This is a genomic window from Pseudomonas sp. NFACC32-1 (assembly GCF_900101215.1).
Taxonomy (GTDB): domain Bacteria; phylum Pseudomonadota; class Gammaproteobacteria; order Pseudomonadales; family Pseudomonadaceae; genus Aquipseudomonas.
Map to the genome: position 1 here is coordinate 59,483 of NZ_FMUL01000002.1, position 17,932 is coordinate 77,414.

Annotated in this window: 14 protein-coding genes; 11 read left to right on the forward strand and 3 right to left on the reverse strand. The window is 62.0% G+C overall.

Annotated features, from left to right (window positions below; genetic code table 11):
- Nucleotides 1-7: 7 nt before the first annotated feature.
- The 11 genes from BLP99_RS04150 to BLP99_RS04200 all read left to right on the forward strand — a co-directional run bounded on the left by BLP99_RS04150 (nucleotide 8) and on the right by BLP99_RS04200 (nucleotide 13,522).
- Entirely contained in the window at nucleotides 8-2,488 is a 2,481-nt protein-coding gene (locus tag BLP99_RS04150; RefSeq protein WP_305367268.1) for a YciC family protein, read from the forward strand.
- 35 nt (nucleotides 2,489-2,523) lie between these two features.
- Complete coding sequence (locus BLP99_RS04155; RefSeq protein WP_072389758.1) at nucleotides 2,524-2,985, forward strand: Lrp/AsnC family transcriptional regulator; 462 nt, start codon at nucleotides 2,524-2,526, stop codon at nucleotides 2,983-2,985.
- 180 nt (nucleotides 2,986-3,165) lie between these two features.
- On the forward strand, nucleotides 3,166-4,848 hold the full coding sequence (locus tag BLP99_RS04160) for a flavin monoamine oxidase family protein (RefSeq protein WP_072431941.1): 1,683 nt from the start codon (nucleotides 3,166-3,168) through the stop codon (nucleotides 4,846-4,848).
- 12 nt (nucleotides 4,849-4,860) lie between these two features.
- Nucleotides 4,861-5,655, forward strand: coding sequence for a carbon-nitrogen hydrolase family protein (locus tag BLP99_RS04165; RefSeq protein WP_072389765.1), 795 nt, complete (start codon nucleotides 4,861-4,863; stop codon nucleotides 5,653-5,655).
- A 41-nt stretch (nucleotides 5,656-5,696) separates the two neighbouring features.
- Nucleotides 5,697-8,138 carry a pyrroloquinoline quinone biosynthesis protein PqqF gene (gene pqqF, locus BLP99_RS04170; protein ID WP_072459123.1) on the forward strand — a complete coding sequence of 814 codons (2,442 nt, stop codon included), beginning with the start codon at nucleotides 5,697-5,699 and terminating at the stop codon, nucleotides 8,136-8,138.
- Nucleotides 8,139-8,295: 157 nt separating this feature from the next.
- Nucleotides 8,296-8,370, forward strand: coding sequence for a pyrroloquinoline quinone precursor peptide PqqA (pqqA, locus tag BLP99_RS04175; protein WP_053156473.1), 75 nt, complete (start codon nucleotides 8,296-8,298; stop codon nucleotides 8,368-8,370).
- An 80-nt stretch (nucleotides 8,371-8,450) separates the two neighbouring features.
- Complete coding sequence (pqqB, locus tag BLP99_RS04180; protein ID WP_072459122.1) at nucleotides 8,451-9,362, forward strand: pyrroloquinoline quinone biosynthesis protein PqqB; 912 nt, start codon at nucleotides 8,451-8,453, stop codon at nucleotides 9,360-9,362.
- 202 nt (nucleotides 9,363-9,564) lie between these two features.
- Nucleotides 9,565-10,317, forward strand: coding sequence for a pyrroloquinoline-quinone synthase PqqC (gene pqqC / locus BLP99_RS04185; protein ID WP_072431939.1), 753 nt, complete (start codon nucleotides 9,565-9,567; stop codon nucleotides 10,315-10,317).
- Complete coding sequence (pqqD, locus tag BLP99_RS04190) at nucleotides 10,314-10,589, forward strand: pyrroloquinoline quinone biosynthesis peptide chaperone PqqD (protein WP_092179812.1); 276 nt, start codon at nucleotides 10,314-10,316, stop codon at nucleotides 10,587-10,589. Before pqqC ends, pqqD begins: the two co-directional genes overlap by 4 nt.
- Nucleotides 10,561-11,730, forward strand: a complete 1,170-nt coding sequence (pqqE, locus tag BLP99_RS04195) for a pyrroloquinoline quinone biosynthesis protein PqqE (protein WP_072389781.1) — start codon at nucleotides 10,561-10,563, stop codon at nucleotides 11,728-11,730. Before pqqD ends, pqqE begins: the two co-directional genes overlap by 29 nt.
- Entirely contained in the window at nucleotides 11,696-13,522 is a 1,827-nt protein-coding gene (locus BLP99_RS04200) for a S9 family peptidase (protein WP_092179814.1), read from the forward strand. The genes pqqE and BLP99_RS04200 overlap by 35 nt, the downstream gene beginning before the upstream one ends.
- A gap of 65 nt (nucleotides 13,523-13,587) precedes the next feature.
- On the opposite strand, the gene BLP99_RS04205 is transcribed toward BLP99_RS04200, so the two are convergent.
- The 3 genes from BLP99_RS04205 to BLP99_RS04215 all read right to left on the reverse strand — a co-directional run bounded on the left by BLP99_RS04205 (nucleotide 13,588) and on the right by BLP99_RS04215 (nucleotide 17,857).
- Nucleotides 13,588-13,746: a YqaE/Pmp3 family membrane protein gene (locus tag BLP99_RS04205; protein ID WP_003177654.1), complete on the reverse strand. Its 159-nt coding sequence runs from the start codon at nucleotides 13,744-13,746 to the stop codon at nucleotides 13,588-13,590.
- 340 nt (nucleotides 13,747-14,086) lie between these two features.
- A complete protein-coding gene (locus BLP99_RS04210; protein WP_072389788.1) occupies nucleotides 14,087-15,865 on the reverse strand; it encodes an acyl-CoA dehydrogenase C-terminal domain-containing protein in 1,779 nt (592 codons plus the stop codon).
- Between the two features lie 195 nt (nucleotides 15,866-16,060).
- Nucleotides 16,061-17,857, reverse strand: a complete 1,797-nt coding sequence (locus BLP99_RS04215; RefSeq protein WP_092179816.1) for an acyl-CoA dehydrogenase C-terminal domain-containing protein — start codon at nucleotides 17,855-17,857, stop codon at nucleotides 16,061-16,063.
- Nucleotides 17,858-17,932 lie beyond the last annotated feature (75 nt).

Consider the following 17,932-nt stretch of genomic DNA (forward strand, 5'->3'; position numbering starts at 1 on the left):
TCCGGGGATGGCTCGATCAACCACTATAGATCCCTCGACGGCCTACCCTTTCAACGAGACTGCCATCATCGCCACGCCTACCCTCCCCCGACTTTTCCTTGAGCTGTTCTGGCAACTCGGCATCCTCTTGGTGCCTGGGTTTTTCGTCGCCCTGATGCCTCCCGCGCTGGCGTTCCTGGCGGTGCTGCTCTTCGGTTTGCTCATGGGCCTCGCGGCGCGCCTGGGTCGCTTATCGATTGGGCGGGGTCTTGCGCGGTTGATGATCAGCGCCGTGTTCGGCCTTGGTTTCAGCGTGGGCAGGGCGCTGCCCGAGGTGTGGGGCATCATCGCGGCCATCGTCATCATTTTCGCTGGGCTCGCTTGCGTAAGCACCTGGGAGCGACGGCTTGGCCTGGCAGCGAAGTCTGTCACCGGGCCGAGCGCCTGGGGAGGGGCCGAGCCGACCCTGACCCCGGAGGGCGAGCCGATACGGACGTTCAACCAGGGGGAAATCGCCATGGGTGGCCCCACCTATTGCGACTACCTGTTCCCCGATGGCGTACTCCTGCAAGGCCTTGGCTCCTCGGCGCTGTTTTCCAGCGATGAACGTTACTTCGCGGCGACAGTGCCGTCCCGGCAGCGCTGGGGGCTGGTGGTCCTGGATCGTCAGCAGCGCCAGCTGTATCGCTGCGACACCAGTGAGTTCTGGGAACTGGACGCCTTGGACCTCGACGGACTGAGCGGCCGTTACAGCCCGTTGGTGGACAACAGCGCTCGCCAGAGTCGACTCGATGAGTTGTTGCAGACCGCCAGTAGGGTCGATCTGGTCCCCATGGCCGACCTTTGGCTGGAGTGGGACCCAAACGACATCGTGCGTACCTTCCAGCGGCGCTCGGCGAATGGACAGCACTGCCTGGCAGGCAGCCTCTCCCTGCCCTCGACGTTTCGCGACCTGCCACAGCCATTGGAGCCACTGCTTTCTCCACGCTACACCATCAGCATCGACGGGCACCCCTGCGGCTTGATCATGGCCGCCGATGCCCCGCTGGTGTGGAGCTCCGACCAGCGCGCCCTGGTGTGCCAGGCCCGGGAGCAGTCCGACAGCCGGGATGGCGACCGATACTGGTTGTGGCATGAGGAGCAGGGCTGGCGAGCGCTCCCCGCCCCCTGGATAGGCAGTGACGCAGAACCCTCTTTTTATTGGTACGAGGTGTCGAGCCTCGATGCAAATCATGTGCGTATCGCGTCATACCTCGACTATCCTCGCCCAGGCTCCGGCCGCCACGGCTACCGCCTCGACAGCATTCACAGCGATACCGACATCCAGGCCGGCCACGACGCCCAGGGTCGTGTGCAAGTCGCTGAATTCCAATTGACCCGCACCACCATCGCGATGCCGCTGGACAGCCAGGGGCGACGAGGCGATTCGTTCATCGAAACGCAGCCCCTGCAGGACGATGTGCCTGCCCAGTTGATCTGGCTTGGCGACAGCCAAGAAGGTCTCGGAGCCTACCGCTGCCAGATCGGCGACTGGCAATTGCCGGGGCGCTGGCGGCTGGATCACCGGGTCTGCGGCTGCGGACGCTATCTGGCACTGCTGCCCTTTACCGAGTCGACACCCCTGGCTACCCATGCGGTAGTGGTCGATGTGAAGGTTCGCCGCCTGATGGAAGGCCCCGGAATGTGGGCGGCCCGAATACTTGATTTTCGTGATGGACGGCTGAGCCTGGCAGTGGTTGCCGGTGCGCTCGACGAGGGCCTGGAAAGCACTGCACTGCGACGTTTCAACCGCCCTGCGCCGCCCATCGGCGATGACCCAGGGTTCTTTCTCCCCAACGACCGCTACCGGCTGTTCTACAACACAGTGGAGCTGCAGGTGACTGATTCGCAGCTATCCAGCGTGGCCCCTTGGCGCCTGGTGGATCGTCCGCAAGTTGCCAATGCCGACGGCGATTTCATCCAGCCCGCACCCGATCACCAAGATGCCGCCTGGTTGTTCGGCAGCGAGACGGAATATGCCGACAGTTGGGTACGAGCCGATACGCCTCGGCTCGCAGGCCATCTGTTGACGGCGTCCGGCTGCGCCTTGACCGACCTGGCGCCTTCGATGATCTGGTCGAAGGATGGCCGCTATCTGGCCCTGACCTCCCTCAGGACGGATGTGACCGAGCTCTGCGCAAGCTACCGGGGCTGGCAATTGCTGCTGCTCGATGTCCAGGCGCACAGTTTGCGAGTGCATGGACAATGGCTGGGCAACCGCCCACTGTTCGAAGGGTTCGACCAAGACCGGTTGCAGGTACGCTGCTTCGAGCGGGATTGGGCAGCCGAAGGGGACGACGATGCAGGTTCGGTCCAGGTCTATTCCCTGGAAAGCTTGCTGCAATCGCCTGCGGAGCAACTGGTCTGCGAGGACGGTTTCTGGCTTCGGGCTTCGCAAGTCCATCTGGCACCGGCCTGGCGAGCACTGACTCGGCCAGCCATTGGCTATTTCGAGCACAAGAGCCTGTAACATGCCCACCATCGATACCCGCACCGGAGCCCACCTTGCCTGACACCCGCCCTCCCGTCCTCGACGAAATCGACCGCCAATTGATCGCGGCCCTGCAGATCAACGCCCGGGAAAGTGTCGCCATGCTTGCCCGGCAGTTGGGCATCGCCCGCACTACCGTGACCTCGCGGCTGGCGCGGCTGGAGAAGACCAGGGTGATCACCGGGTACGGTGTACGCCTGGGGCAGCGGGTGGTCGATGGAGGATTGCAGGCCTATGTCGGTATCAAAGTGCAGCCACGCTCGGGCAAGGATGTTCTGCGCCGCTTGAGTGCCATGGCCCAGGTCCAGCAGCTGTGCGCAGTCAGTGGCGAATTCGACTACGTGGCCTGGCTGCGCACGGACTCACCGGAGCAGCTGGATCAATTGCTGGACCAGATCGGAGGCGTGGATGGGGTTGAAAAAACCACCACCTCGATCATCCTCAGCAGCAAGATCGATCGGGGCCAACCGGTCTGAAGCCCTCGCCTCTTCGAGGCTTTTTCGTCATTAGCTTCTATTAACTCGTCAGAATGACTGGACAGCGCTCAAAACGACGACACATTGCGTCTTATTAACGTGTTTCACGCTCTCTAGAATGGCTGCCATCTTTCCTATACTCAGACGCGATACCGCGTCGAGTCGCCATCAAGGTCAGCCATGAACAAGAACAATCGCCACCCCGCAGACGGCAAGAAACCCATCACCATTTTCGGACCGGACTTCCCCTTCGCCTTTGACGACTGGATCGAGCATCCGGCCGGCCTGGGCAGTATTCCGGCCCACAACCTGGGGGCTGAAGTGGCGATCGTCGGTGCCGGCATCGCCGGGCTGGTGGCGGCCTATGAACTGATGAAGCTTGGTCTCAAGCCCGTGGTCTATGAGGCTTCGAAAATGGGCGGGCGCCTGCGCTCCCAGGCATTCAACGGTGCCGAAGGCGTGATCGCCGAGCTGGGCGGCATGCGCTTTCCGGTGTCGTCCACCGCGTTCTACCACTATGTCGACAAGCTGGGCCTGGAGACCAAGCCCTTCCCCAACCCACTGACCCCAGCCTCCGGCAGCACCGTCATCGACCTGGAGGGCCAGACCTACTACGCAGAAAAAATGGCGGATCTTCCTGCGTTGTTCCAGGAAGTGGCCGACGCCTGGGCCGATGCATTGGAGGACGGCTCGCGCTTCAGCGAGATCCAGCAGGCCATTCGCGACCGCGACGTGCCACGCCTGAAGGAGTTGTGGAATACCCTGGTGCCTCTCTGGGACGATCGGACCTTCTACGACTTCGTCGCCACTTCCAAGGCGTTCGCCAAACTTTCTTTCCAGCACCGCGAGGTATTCGGCCAGGTCGGTTTCGGCACCGGTGGCTGGGATTCCGACTTCCCCAACTCGATGCTGGAAATCTTCCGTGTGGTGATGACCAACTGCGATGACCATCAGCACCTGGTGGTCGGCGGCGTCGAGCAAGTGCCCCACGGTATCTGGAAACATGTGCCGGAGCGTTGTGTGCACTGGCCGCAGGGCACCAGCCTGAGTTCATTGCACCTGGGGGCGCCTCGCAGCGGGGTGAAACGCATTGCTCGCGCCGAAGATGGTCGCTTCAGCGTGACCGACGTGTGGGGGGACACCCGTGAATATGCCGCAGTACTGGTCACCTGCCAGAGCTGGTTGCTGACCACCCAGATCGAATGTGAGGAGGCGCTGTTCTCGCAGAAAATGTGGATGGCCCTGGATCGCACCCGCTACATGCAGTCGTCGAAGACCTTTGTCATGGTCGACCGGCCGTTCTGGAAGGACAAGGACCCGGAAACCGGCCGCGACCTGATGAGCATGACCCTCACCGATCGCCTCACCCGCGGCACTTACCTGTTCGACAACGGCGATGACAAGCCGGGCGTCATCTGCCTCTCGTACTCCTGGATGAGCGATGCGTTGAAAATGTTGCCGCACCCGGTGGAGAAACGCGTGAAGCTGGCCCTGGATGCCCTGAAGAAGATTTACCCCAAGGTGGACATCGCCGCGCGCATCATCGGCGATCCGATCACCGTGTCCTGGGAAGCCGACCCGCATTTCCTCGGGGCATTCAAGGGCGCGCTGCCCGGCCACTATCGCTACAACCAGCGCATGTACGCACATTTCATGCAGGATGACATGCCGGCCGAACAGCGAGGGATCTTTATCGCTGGCGATGACGTCTCATGGACACCGGCCTGGGTTGAAGGCGCGGTACAGACCTCGCTCAATGCCGTGTGGGGAATCATGAAGCATTTTGGCGGTGAGACTCACCCCGAGAACCCGGGTCCTGGCGACGTGTTCCACGAGATCGGCCCGATCGCCCTGCCCGAATGAAAGGAGTTGTCGATGCGCGTAGCCCTTTATCAATGCCCGCCGCTGCCGCTGGATCCGGCCGGTAACCTGCAACGCCTGCACCAGGTGGCGCTGGAAGCCAGGGGCGCCGATGTGCTGGTACTGCCGGAAATGTTCATGAGCGGGTACAACATTGGCGTCGACGCGGTGAGCGTATTGGCCGAGGTCTACAACGGCGAGTGGGCGCAGCAGATCGGCCGCATCGCCAAGGCGGCCGGCCTGGCGATCCTCTATGGCTACCCCGAGCGCAGCGAAGATGGGCAGATCTACAACTCGGTTCAACTGATCGACGCCCAGGGTGAACGCCTCGCCAATTACCGCAAGAGTCACCTGTTCGGCGATCTCGATCATGCCATGTTCAGTGCCGGCGACGCGGCGCTGCCCATCGTGGAGCTCAATGGCTGGAAGCTCGGATTCCTGATCTGCTACGACCTGGAATTCCCGGAAAACGCCCGGCGCCTGGCCTTGGCCGGCGCCGAATTGATCCTGGTACCGACCGCCAACATGCAGCCCTACGAATTCATTGCCGATGTCACCGTGCGCGCCCGCGCCATCGAGAACCAGTGCTTCGTGGCCTACGCCAATTACTGCGGACACGAGGGTGAGTTGCGATACTGCGGCCAAAGCAGCATCGCCGCGCCGGACGGCAGCCGCCCCGCACTCGCCGGCCTGGACGAGGCGCTGATCGTCGGCGAGCTGGATCGACAGCTGATGCAAGCGTCCCGCGAGGCTTACAACTATCTGCATGACCGTCGCCCCGAGCTTTACGGCGACTTGCACAAACACTGACCATATCCGAGCATGAGCGCTCCTCTGCCCTGGAAGCGCTCATGCCGGCCCCCGATTCCCTTCGCCCTTTTACTCAAACCCTGGCTAACGGCTTGCGGGTGACGCTACGCCATGCACCCGACCTGAAACGCAGTGCCGCCGTGTTGCGAGTGGCGGTCGGCAGCCACGATGCGCCACTGGCGTGGCCGGGAATGGCGCACTTCCTCGAACATCTCTTCTTCCTGGGCACCGCGCGATTTCCCCCGGAACAGAACCTGATGGCCTACGTGCAACGGCACGGCGGCCAGGTCAATGCCCGTACCAGCGAGCGCACCACAGACTTCTTTTTCGAGTTGCCGCCGGCGGTCTTCGCCGGCGGGCTGGAACGTCTGTCGGATATGCTCGCTGATCCACGCCTGGCCGAAGCCGATCAATTGCGGGAGCGGGAAGTACTGCATGCGGAGTTCGTCGCCTGGTCCCAGGATGCGGCGGCCCAACGACAGGTCGCCTTGCTGGCGGGGCTATCGGCCGCCCACCCGTTACGCGGTTTCCATGCGGGCAACCGCGACAGCCTGGGCGTATCCCGGCCCGAATTCCAGAAGGCCCTGCGAGACTTCTACCGAACGTTCTACCAACGCGGCCAGATGACCTTGAGCCTGGCCGGCCCGCAAAGCCTGGAAGCGTTGAGAAAACTGGCTGAAGAATTCGCCCATGAATTGCCTGCGGGCGAAGCGGTCGCCAGACCATTGCCAACCGCGTTGATGACAGCGTCGGTGCCCTGCTATCGGATAGCCGACAAGGATCGACTCGACTTGCTGTTCGCCTTCGAACAGTTGCCGGTTGCCTCGCCTCAAGCCCTGGCTTTCCTTTGCATGTGGCTGAACGCCGGCAAACCGGGGGGCTTGCTGGACACCCTGCGCCGGCTCGGCCTGGCGGATACCCTCAAGGCCACACCACTGTATGAATATACCGGGCAGGCCCTGCTGCACATCGAATTCAAGCGTGTCCAGGGACGAGCACATAACGACATCCAGCGGTTGCTGCACGATTGGTTGGGCTTTTTCGCCCGCCAGGACGACTGGCAGCCGTTGCGCAAGGAGTTTGAGGCCCTGCTGCGTCGTGGCCAGGAGACAGCCTCGGCGTTGCAACTCGCCCACCTGGACAACGAAGGCCGGCAGGCACCGCTGTCAGAAAACGACCTCCACAGGCTCAGGGAAATCCTCAAGCAAGCCCAACCGGCGGACCCCGTCGTGGAAGAGTGGCAACTGCCCGCGCCCAACCCATTCCTGCAGTCGCCAGTGGAACCGCCTCGCGCCGGGCTGATCCGTGGCCAGACCAGCGCCCACCGAGGCCTGCGCACCTTCGCCCAGGACCGCTCCAGGGGCCGACGCGAACGCTCGCCCATGCAGTTCAGCCAGGCATTGGCGGATAGCGCTCGGGAAGGCGCGCTGTACCTGCGTTGGCAGCTGATGACGCAAGCCCCCCAGGACCTGCAATCCAGGCTCGAGCGGCACCTGCGTGACGTCTGCGGTGAAGCCGGCCAGGCCGGCGTGGACGTGACCTTCGAAGCCAGCGGCGACCGATGCCTGCTCAAGTTGCTCGGCGTGCAGGCGGCCATGCCGCCGGTACTCGAACACATCCTGGCCAGACTGGAACAGCCGCTGCCTGCGTCCGAGCCAGGCAGCGACGCACCGTTGATGCCAGTTCGACATTTGCTGAAAGAATTGCCGAACCGCAGCCAAAGAAAATCGCCATCGACGTCGGTAGCGGCGTCCGACGACTATCGGAGCCTCTGGACCACTGCCCAATGGGACGGCTTGGCCGTAGGCCTGTCGGCCGCCACCCAAGGTGCGATGGGGACAGCATTGGCCCGGGTGCCCGGCGCCCCAGGCCATCCGGTCGAGCCCATGGTGTCCTCTGCGCAATGGACCTGGGACAGGCTTGCGACCCCACAGAGCGAAGAACAGGCCGTGTTGCTGTTCTGTCCGACGCCCACTCGGGACCTTTTCGACGAAGCTTGCTGGCGATTGCTGGCGCAGTTGTGCCAGACACCGTTTTACCAGCGCCTGCGGGTCGACTTGCAGCTGGGTTACGCGGTGTTCAGCGGCTTGAAGCAAATCAATGGGCAAACCGGCCTGTTGTTCGGCGTCCAGTCCCCCAGCGTCTCGGCGGCGCAACTGGCTGCGCATGTCGAACAGTTCCTGGGCGAGCTGCCGGACTTGATCCATCAGCTCGACGATTCAACCTTGCACACCCAGCAGCAGGCCCTCGCGGCCCAGTTCCAGGGTGACGCCCTCCCCTTCGCCCAAGCGGCCGACCTGCTCTGGCAAGGCAAACTGGCTGGCCGGCCATCGAACTATCTCCGGCAGTTGGTCGAAGCCCTATGCCTCCTGGATCGCAAGCAACTGCTGGACGCGGCTCGACGCCTGGCCGCCGCTGATGGTGGACGTCTCTGCCTGAGCAACGGCACATGTCCGGACACACGCTGGAAAACGGCGCAGTGATCGTTACAGCCTCGGTAATGAGCTTTCTCGGAGAATCACCGCGAACGAAAATGTCAGATTTAGTAACATAGCCGCCTAAGCATCTGAACATCTCCGCATGGAGGTGGACTAAATGTATAGATCCAACCTGTCCCACCCCAACCAAAGGAGTATTTCCATGTCCTGGTCCAAACCCGCATATATCGACCTGCGTATCGGTTTCGAAGTCACCATGTACTTCGCCAACCGTTAATTGCTGCAGGCGGTTGAACGTGCAGCAAACGCCTCGGCCAGCCGGGGCGTTTTTTATTTCGGTTTGCAGATGGAGCGGCCATGTTCGTCCAGATTCTAGGTTCCGCCGCAGGTGGCGGTTTCCCTCAGTGGAACTGCAATTGCGTCAATTGCGCAGGTTTTCGCAACGGCACCCTGAGGGCCCAGGCCCGGACCCAGTCGTCCATCGCGATTTCCGATGACGGTGTGAACTGGGTGTTGTGCAATGCCTCCCCGGACATCCGTGCCCAGCTCCAGAGTTTCGCTCCAATGCAACCGGGCCGGGCCCTGCGGGACACCGGTATCGGCGCCATCATCCTGATGGACAGTCAGATCGACCACACCACCGGCCTGCTCAGCCTGCGGGAAGGTTGCCCGCACCAGGTCTGGTGCACCGACATGGTCAACGAAGACCTGAGCACCGGTTTTCCGCTGTTCAACATGCTGACCCACTGGAACGGCGGGCTGAACTGGAATCGCATCGAGCTCGACCAGGGCTTCACCGTCCCGGCCTGTCCGAACCTGCGTTTCACCCCGTTGCCCCTGCGCAGCGCCGCCCCGCCCTATTCGCCGCACCGTTTCGACCCGCACCCGGGAGATAACATCGGCCTGATCGTCGAAGACCTGCGCACGGGCGGCAAGCTGTTCTACGCGCCAGGCCTGGGCAAGGTGGACGCGCCCCTGCTGGAAATAATGGCCGGCAGCGACTGCCTGCTGGTGGACGGCACGATGTGGGATGACGACGAAATGCAGCGTCGTGGCGTCGGCACCCGCACCGGACGAGAGATGGGCCACCTGGCGCAGAACGGTCCTGGTGGCATGTTGGAAGTGCTGGAGCAGTTGCCCGAGCAGCGCAAGGTCCTGATCCATATCAACAACACCAATCCGATCCTGGACGAAGACTCGCCGGAGCGGGCCGAACTGGTACGCCGAAGGATCGAAGTGGCCTACGACGGAATGAGTATTGAGTTGTAGGAAGGTCAGAACCAATGTGGGGTGGGCTTGCGGTGTATCAGTCGACATTGGTGCCGGCTGATAGGACGCTATCGCGAGCGAGCTCGCTCCCACAGTAGTCCTGATATCTGATTCACAGCACAACCCGTGCGGGAGCGAGCTTGTTCGCGATGGGGCCAGCCCTGACGCCACCGAAACCAACGGTTATTCCCCGGAGACCGAAATGACTGATGTCCCCCTGTCACCCGCCGAGTTCGAAGCGGCCCTGCGCGCCAAAGGCGCGTATTACCACATCCATCACCCCTATCACGTGGCGATGTATGAAGGCCGCGCCACTCGCGAGCAGATCCAGGGCTGGGTCGCGAACCGCTTCTATTACCAGGTGAATATTCCGCTCAAGGATGCCGCGATCCTGGCCAATTGCCCGGACCGTGAGATTCGCCGCGAGTGGATTCAGCGCCTGCTCGACCATGACGGCGCGCCCGGTGAAGATGGCGGTATCGAAGCCTGGCTGCGACTGGGCCAGGCGGTGGGTCTGGACCCCGACCAGTTGCGCTCCCAGGAGCTGGTGTTGCCGGGCGTGCGCTTCGCCGTGGATGCCTATGTCAATTTCGCCCGACGGGCCAGTTGGCAGGAAGCCGCCAGCAGCTCGTTGACCGAGCTGTTCGCCCCGCAGATCCATCAATCGCGCCTGGACAGTTGGCCGCAGCATTATCCCTGGATCGACCCGGCCGGATACGAATACTTCCGTACCCGCCTGAGCCAGGCCCGACGCGACGTGGAACATGGTCTGGCCATCACCTTGCAGCACTACACCACCCGCGCAGGACAGGAGCGCATGCTGGAGATTCTCCAGTTCAAACTGGACATCCTCTGGAGCATGCTCGACGCGATGAGCATGGCCTACGAGTTGAACCGCCCGCCCTACCACAGCGTGACCGGGCAACGGGTGTGGCATAAAGGAATCAATCTATGAGCTTCGATCGCAGCAAAATCCCTCGCTGGCGTCCCGGCTATCGCTTTCAATACGAACCGGCACAGAAGGGCCACGTGCTGCTCTATCCTGAAGGCATGATCAAGCTCAACGACAGCGCTGCGCTGATCGGCGGGCTGATCGACGGTGAACGGGATGTCGCGGCCATCATCGGCGAGTTGGCGCAGCAGTTTCCCGACGTGCCGGAACTCGGTGACGACATCGAGCAATTCATGGAGGTCGCCCGTGCAGAGCACTGGATCGAACTTGCCTGAGAACACCGGGCTGCCGGCCACGCCTGGAGTGGGCTTGCCACTCTGGTTACTGGCCGAGCTGACCTATCGCTGCCCGCTGCAATGCCCGTATTGCTCCAACCCGCTGGACTTCGCCGAGCAAGGCAAGGAGTTGAGCACCGAGCAGTGGTTCAAGGTCTTTCGCGAAGCCCGTGAAATGGGCGCCGCGCAACTGGGCTTTTCCGGTGGCGAGCCGCTGGTGCGCCAGGACCTGGCCGAATTGATCGGCGAAGCGCGCAGATTGGGTTTCTATACCAACCTGATCACCTCCGGCATCGGATTGACCGAACAGAAAATCAGCGATTTCAAGAAAGCCGGCCTGGACCATATCCAGATCAGCTTCCAGGCCAGCGACGAGCAGGTGAACAACCTGCTGGCCGGCTCGAAGAAGGCCTTCGCGCAGAAACTGGAAATGGCTCGTGCGGTAAAAGCCCATGGCTATCCCATGGTGCTGAACTTCGTCACCCATCGGCACAACATCGACAAGATCGACCGCATCATCGAGCTATGCGTTGCCCTCGAGGCCGACTTCGTCGAGCTCGCCACCTGCCAGTTCTATGGCTGGGCGCAGCTCAACCGCGTCGGACTGCTGCCCACCCAGGAACAACTGGTGCGCGCCGAGCAGGTCACCAACCAGTACCGCGCCAGGTTGCAAGCCGAGGGCAATCCCTGCAAGTTGATCTTCGTGACCCCGGACTACTATGAAGAGCGCCCCAAGGCCTGCATGAACGGCTGGGGCAGCCTGTTCCTGACGGTCACGCCGGATGGTACCGCACTGCCTTGCCACGGCGCCCGACAGCTGCCCGTGCAATTTCCCAACGTACGCGACCACAGCATGCAACACATCTGGTACGACTCCTTTGGCTTCAATCGCTTCCGCGGTTATGACTGGATGCCCGAGCCGTGCCGGTCCTGTGATGAAAAAGAACAGGACTTCGGCGGTTGCCGCTGCCAGGCGTTCATGCTCACGGGCGATGCCAGCAATGCCGACCCGGTGTGCAGCAAATCCGAACATCACGGGATGATCCTGCAGGCACGTGAAGACGCCGAGCACGCCACCCAGACCATCGAGCAACTGGCTTTCCGTAATGAACGAAACTCACGCCTCATCGCCAAGGGCTGAACCGCTCAGCGCCGCCGAGGCTGTTACCGCCGGCATCGATTTCGCCGAGCTGCAGGTCGGCCCCCTTGGGCTGTTCTGGAACGAGTACCGCCCGCAAGACGGCGCCTGCCGGATCTGGCAATGGCGCAATGCCAAGGCCCGATGCCTGACCCCGGATGGGTTCAGCGCTCGCAGCCGGGTTTATGAATATGGCGGTGGATCGTTCTGCCTGAGCGACGACGGGGTGCTGTTCGTCAACGAGGCAGACCAGCAGCTGTATCACCAGCCACTGACCGACAAGCCCCCCATGGCACTGACCTCGGGCGACTGCCGCTACGCAGACCTTGGCTTTGCCGGCGGCCAGGTGTTGGCGGTGGAGGAACACGCCAACCAGCATCGCCTGGTATCGATTGGGCTGGCGGATCGGCAGCGCCGTGTGCTGGCTGAAGGCGCCGATTTCTACGCCTCGCCGGTGTTGAGCCCGAACGGTCGACGACTGGCCTGGATCGAGTGGAGCCGTCCTCATCAACCGTGGACGGCAACGCGGTTGATGCTGGCCGAACGCAACGCTTCAGGGTGGAATGAACCGCGCTGCGTGGCGGGTGATGCTGAAGAGGAATCCATCCAGCAACCACGCTTCGACGATGCCGGCCGGCTGTATTGCCTGACCGACCGTGGCGGCTACTGGCAACCATGGGTTGAATCGGTCCACGGCCTGGAACCACTGCCCTGCGCTGAAGCCGACCACGCCCCGGCGCCCTGGCAGTTGGGTGGCCGTACCTGGCTGCCCCTGGACCGGCATACGTATCTGGCGAGCTGGACCGAGGCGGGATTTGGACGCCTGGGACTGTGCCGCGACGACCAGACCGAGGACTTTACCGGCACCTATAGCCGGTTTCGCAGCCTGGCGCTGGATGAGCAGTTCGTTTACGCCATCGTGTCATCGCCGACCAGCCCGTCGGCCATCGTCGCAATCGGGCGGCAAAACCATGAGGAGGTGGTATTGGCCGGGGGCGTGGCACCGCTACCTACCGATCTGATCAGTCGCCCCCGGACACTGCGTTACCCCAGTGCGTCGAGGCAAGCCCATGGTTTCTTCTATCCGGCCATGCATGCCAAGCATAAACCGCCACTGGTGGTGTTCATCCACGGTGGGCCGACTTCGGCCTGTTATCCCCAGTTCGACCCGCGCATCCAGTACTGGACCCAGCGCGGCTTCGCCGTCGCCGACCTCAACTATCGCGGCAGCAGCGGCTACGGCCGGGCCTACCGCCAGGCCCTGCACTTGAATTGGGGCGTTGTGGATGTCGAAGATGCCTGCGCGGTGGTGCGCTACCTGGGCGAACATGGCCTGATCGACCCCCAATGTGCATTTATCCGCGGTGGCAGCGCCGGTGGGTATACGACGCTTTGTGCCTTGGCGTTCCACGATGTCTTCCGTGCCGGCGCCAGCCTCTACGGCGTCAGCGATCCTGTCGCCTTGGGTCGAGCCACGCATAAATTCGAAGGCGATTACCTCGACTGGCTGATCGGCGACCCGCAGCAGGACGCCGAACGCTACCGCACCCGCACCCCCCTGCTACACGCTGATCGGATCCGCGCGCCGGTGATTTTCTTCCAGGGAGAGTTGGATGCCGTGGTCGTGCCGCAGCAGACTCGGGACATGGTCAGGGCCTTGAAGGCGAATGGCATTACGGTCGAAGCACACTATTACCCGGATGAGCGCCACGGCTTTCGCAAGGCGGCGAACCAGGCGCACGCGCTGGAGCATGAGTGGCTGTTCTATCGCAGGGTGATCGAGGACAGCCTTTAGACAGAGGAAAAAACTGAGGGAGCGAGTTTGCTCGCTCCCTCAGGGTTTGACCGTGCACCCAGCCTTCAGCGCTTGGCGATGATATACACCGCATGCACGATGCCCGGGATATAGCCCAACAGAGTCAACAGGATGTTCAGCCAGAAGGCCCCGCCGAAACCGACCTGCAGGAATACGCCAAGGGGCGGCAAGAGAATGGCGATGATGATACGAATGAAATCCATGGATGGCTCCTGATCTGCAATGGCTACGTTGCCATATAGCTCATTGACACCTGACCGCTCGTCAGGGTTCAAGACACTGTCCAGAAAGACCGCCCGAACGGGCCCGAGAACGAAAGACAAAAAACGCGGGCAAAAGAAAACCCCGCCGAAGCGGGGCTTTGCAGACTGTTTCCCTGACATCCCTTTCACTCCACCATCCTGGCGGAATCCTACGTGTCCGTGTTGTTTCTCTGCGCATCCTGCGCGACGTCCATGTGAAGTAGATTAGTCCTGGATCCAATCTGCCGATAGAGGGAAATCGGCATCACGTTGTGTAAGCATTTTCTTACAATCACCTGCCTCAGAATTGCCCAGGCTCCAGCAGGAACAGCGATTCGCTACCCGCCCTCACCGATGCATCCAGGGAATGGAGACGCGGCAACAGGCGCGCGAAATAGAACCTCGCTGTTCCCAGCTTGCTCGCGTAGAAGTCATCCTGGCTTTCCTTGCCCAGCGCAGCCTTGGCCATCAACGCCCACATATAGGCGTAAGCGGTGTAGCCAAACGCTTGCAGATACTCCACCGATGCCGCGCCGATTTCATTCGGGTTCTGCTTGGCCTGATCCAGCAGCCACGCAGTCAAGTCATCCAGGGTATCGACAGCCTTGCCCAACGGCTTGGTGAACTCCGCCAGGTCATTGCTCGCCGTATGGATGAAATGGCGAATTTCCTCCGCGAACAGTTTGTAGAATGCACCGCCGCTGCCAACGATCTTGCGCCCCACCAGGTCCAGCGCCTGGATGCCGTTGGTGCCTTCGTAGATCTGGGTGATGCGCACGTCCCGGACCAACTGTTCCTGGCCCCATTCACGGATATAACCGTGGCCGCCGAAGATCTGCTGGCCGTGGACCGTGGTTTCCAGGCCCAGGTCGGTCAGGAAGGCCTTCGCCACCGGGGTGAGCAAGGCCACGAGATCTTCGGCGCGCTTGCGCGTGGCAGGGTCTTCGCTGAACTTGGCGGTGTCCAGCTGCATCGCCACGTAGGTGGAAAACGCTCGGCCGCCTTCGTTCGAGGCTTTCATGGTCAGCAGCATCCGACGCACGTCCGGATGGACAATGATCGGATCGGCGATCTTGTCCTTGTTCTGCGCACCGGTGGGCGAGCGGCTTTGCAGGCGGTCACGGGCGTATTCGATGGCGTTCTGGTAAGAGCGCTCACCAGAGGCCAGGCCCTGGATACCGACCCCCAGGCGTTCGTAGTTCATCATGGTGAACATCGCCGCCAGGCCCTTGTTGGGTTCACCTACCAGGTAACCCACGGCCTCGTCGAAGTTCATCACGCAGGTAGCGGAAGCCTGGATACCCATCTTGTGTTCGATCGACCCGCAATTGGCCGCATTACGCGCCCCCAGGCTGCCATCGGCATTGACCATGAACTTGGGCACCAGGAACAGCGAGATACCCTTGGGCCCCGCCGGCGCGTCCGGCAGCTTCGCCAGCACCAAGTGGATGATGTTCTCGGTGAGGTCGTGTTCGCCGCCGGTGATGAAAATCTTGGTGCCGCTGACCTTGTAGGAACCGTCGGCCTGGGGTTCGGCCTTGGTACGAATGATCCCCAGGTCCGTACCGGCATGCGGTTCGGTCAGGCACATCGAGCCGGCCCAGATGCCGGCGTACATGTTCGGCAGGTAAGCCGCCTTCAACTCTTCGCTGGCGTGCGCGTTGATCGACAGACAGGCACCGGCGGTCAGCATCGGGTACAGACCGAAGGACAGGCTGGCGGAGTTGACCATTTCCTCGACCTGGGCCGAAACGGCCTTGGGCATGCCCATGCCGCCGTATACCGGATCGCCACCGACGCCGACCCAACCGCCTTCAGCATAAGTCTTGTAGGCCTGTGGGAAACCCGCCGGCGTGCTGACAGCACCGTCAGCCCAGTGGCAACCTTCCTCGTCGGCGGCACGGCTGAGGGGGGCAATGCTTTTGCTGGTGACCTTGCCGGCTTCTTCCAGAATCGCTTCGACGGTTTCGGCGTCCACGGTTTCGGCCAACGCCGGCAGTTGAGCCCAGAGTTTCGCGACCTCGAATACCTCGTTGAGGACGAAGCGCATATCGCGCAGGGGCGCTTTGTAGTCAGCCATGGCAAACCTCGCAGGATCTAAACAGTTGGTTCGTAAGAAACGGTTTGAGTATGGCCCGAGTGTACCTCAACAACTTTTACGACACATAGGGTCAACCCATGACTGATTTGTTATTTTTAGTCATCGTGATGAAGCCGCAGGTTTCGCCAGCCGCCACAGGGCCTGCGGGATCGGGTGAAACCTGGTCTGGGTCGTTTAGAACGCGAACAAGTGCGCTGGCAGCTTCATCAGGCAATCGCTTCCGGCCTCGACGGCGGTCCGATGGGCAGCCGTGCGAGGCAACAAGCGCTTGAAGTAGAACTCACAGGTCGCCAGCTTGGCCTGGCAGAAATCCGCGTCACCAGTGCCACTGTCGAGTTGCGATCGGGCCACCAGTGCCATGCGCAACCACAGGTAGGCCAGGATGATGTAGCCGCTGTACATCAGATAATCCACGGAGGCAGCCCCCACTTCATCCGGGTTCTTCATGGCCGCCATACCAACCTGCGTGGTCAGTTCGCCCCATTGCTGGTTGAGCCCGTTCAGTTGTGCGACGTAGCCCTCAAGCTGCGGATGATCGGCATTCGCGGCGCAGAACCTGTGCACGATCCGAGTGAACCCGCGCAGCAGCTTGCCCTGGCTGCCCAGCACCTTGCGCCCGAGCAAGTCCAACGCCTGGATGCCGTTGGTGCCCTCATAGATCGGTGCTATGCGGCAGTCGCGTACCAGTTGCTCCATGCCCCATTCACGAATGAAGCCATGGCCACCGAACACCTGCATCCCGTGGTTGGTCACCTCCAGCCCGGTCTCGGTCATGAACGCCTTGCAGATCGGCGTGAGAAACGCCAGCAGATCCTCGGCCTCCTGGCGAGCGCTTTCTTCGGTGGCCAGGTGCGCGGTATCCAGCAACTGCGCGGTGAAATACGTCAGTGCCCGGTTGCCTTCGTTGAAGGCTTTCATGGTCAGCAACATCCTGCGCACATCGGGATGGACGATGATCGGATCGGCGACTTTTTCCGGCGCCTTGGGACCGGTCAACGAGCGCATCTGCAAACGGTCGTTGGCGTACCTGATCGCGCCCTGGAAGCTCGCTTCCCCCAGGCAAAGACCCTGCATCCCGGTGCCGAGCCGGGCATGGTTCATCATGGTGAACATGCAATTGAGTCCCTTGTTCGGCTCGCCGATGAGAAAGCCCTTCGCGCCATCGAAATTCAGCACACAGGTGGCCGACGCCTTGATGCCCATCTTGTGTTCGATGGAGCCACAGCTGACACCATTGCGCTCTCCCGCTTCGCCGGTGGCATCGGGCAGGAACTTGGGCACGATGAACAATGAGATGCCCTTGGTGCCGGCGGGCGCGTCGGGCAGCTTGGCGAGCACCAGATGAATGATGTTTTCACTCAGGTCGTGTTCGCCGGCGGAGATGAAGATCTTGCTGCCGCTGATCGCGTAACTGCCATCTGCCTGGGGCAAAGCGCGAGTCTTGATGATGCCCAGGTCCGTACCGCAATGGGCTTCGGTGAGGCACATGGTGCCGGTCCACTGGCCCGCGGTGAGTTTGCTCAGGTAGGTCTGCTTCTGCTCTTCGGTACCATGGGCATGGATGGCCGACATGGCGCCATGGGTCAGGCCCGGATACATGCCCCAGGAGGTATTGCTGGAGCCGATCATTTCGCTGATGACCAGGCCCAGGGAGCTGGGCAGTCCCTGGCCGCCATATGCCGGATCCGCCGCCAGGCCATGCCAGCCACCCTCCACATACTGGGCAAAAGCCTCTTTGAATCCCGCAGGCGTCGTGACGACGCCCTTGTCGAAGTGACAACCCTCCTCGTCGCCGGAGCGGTTGAGTGGCGCCAGTACGTTCTCACAGAAACGGGCGCCTTCCTCGAGGATTGCGCTGACCATGTCCGGGCTGGCGTCATTGGCCCCCAGCTCGGCATAACGGCCGTGGAAATCGAAGACGTGGTCGATCAGAAAGCGCATGTCGCGCAGGGGGGCTTTGTACTCGGGCATGGTGGTTTTCTCCGGTAGCAGATCATTCAAACCTACTGCCGGCCACCGGTGCTCACAATCACAGTCCAGGCGCTG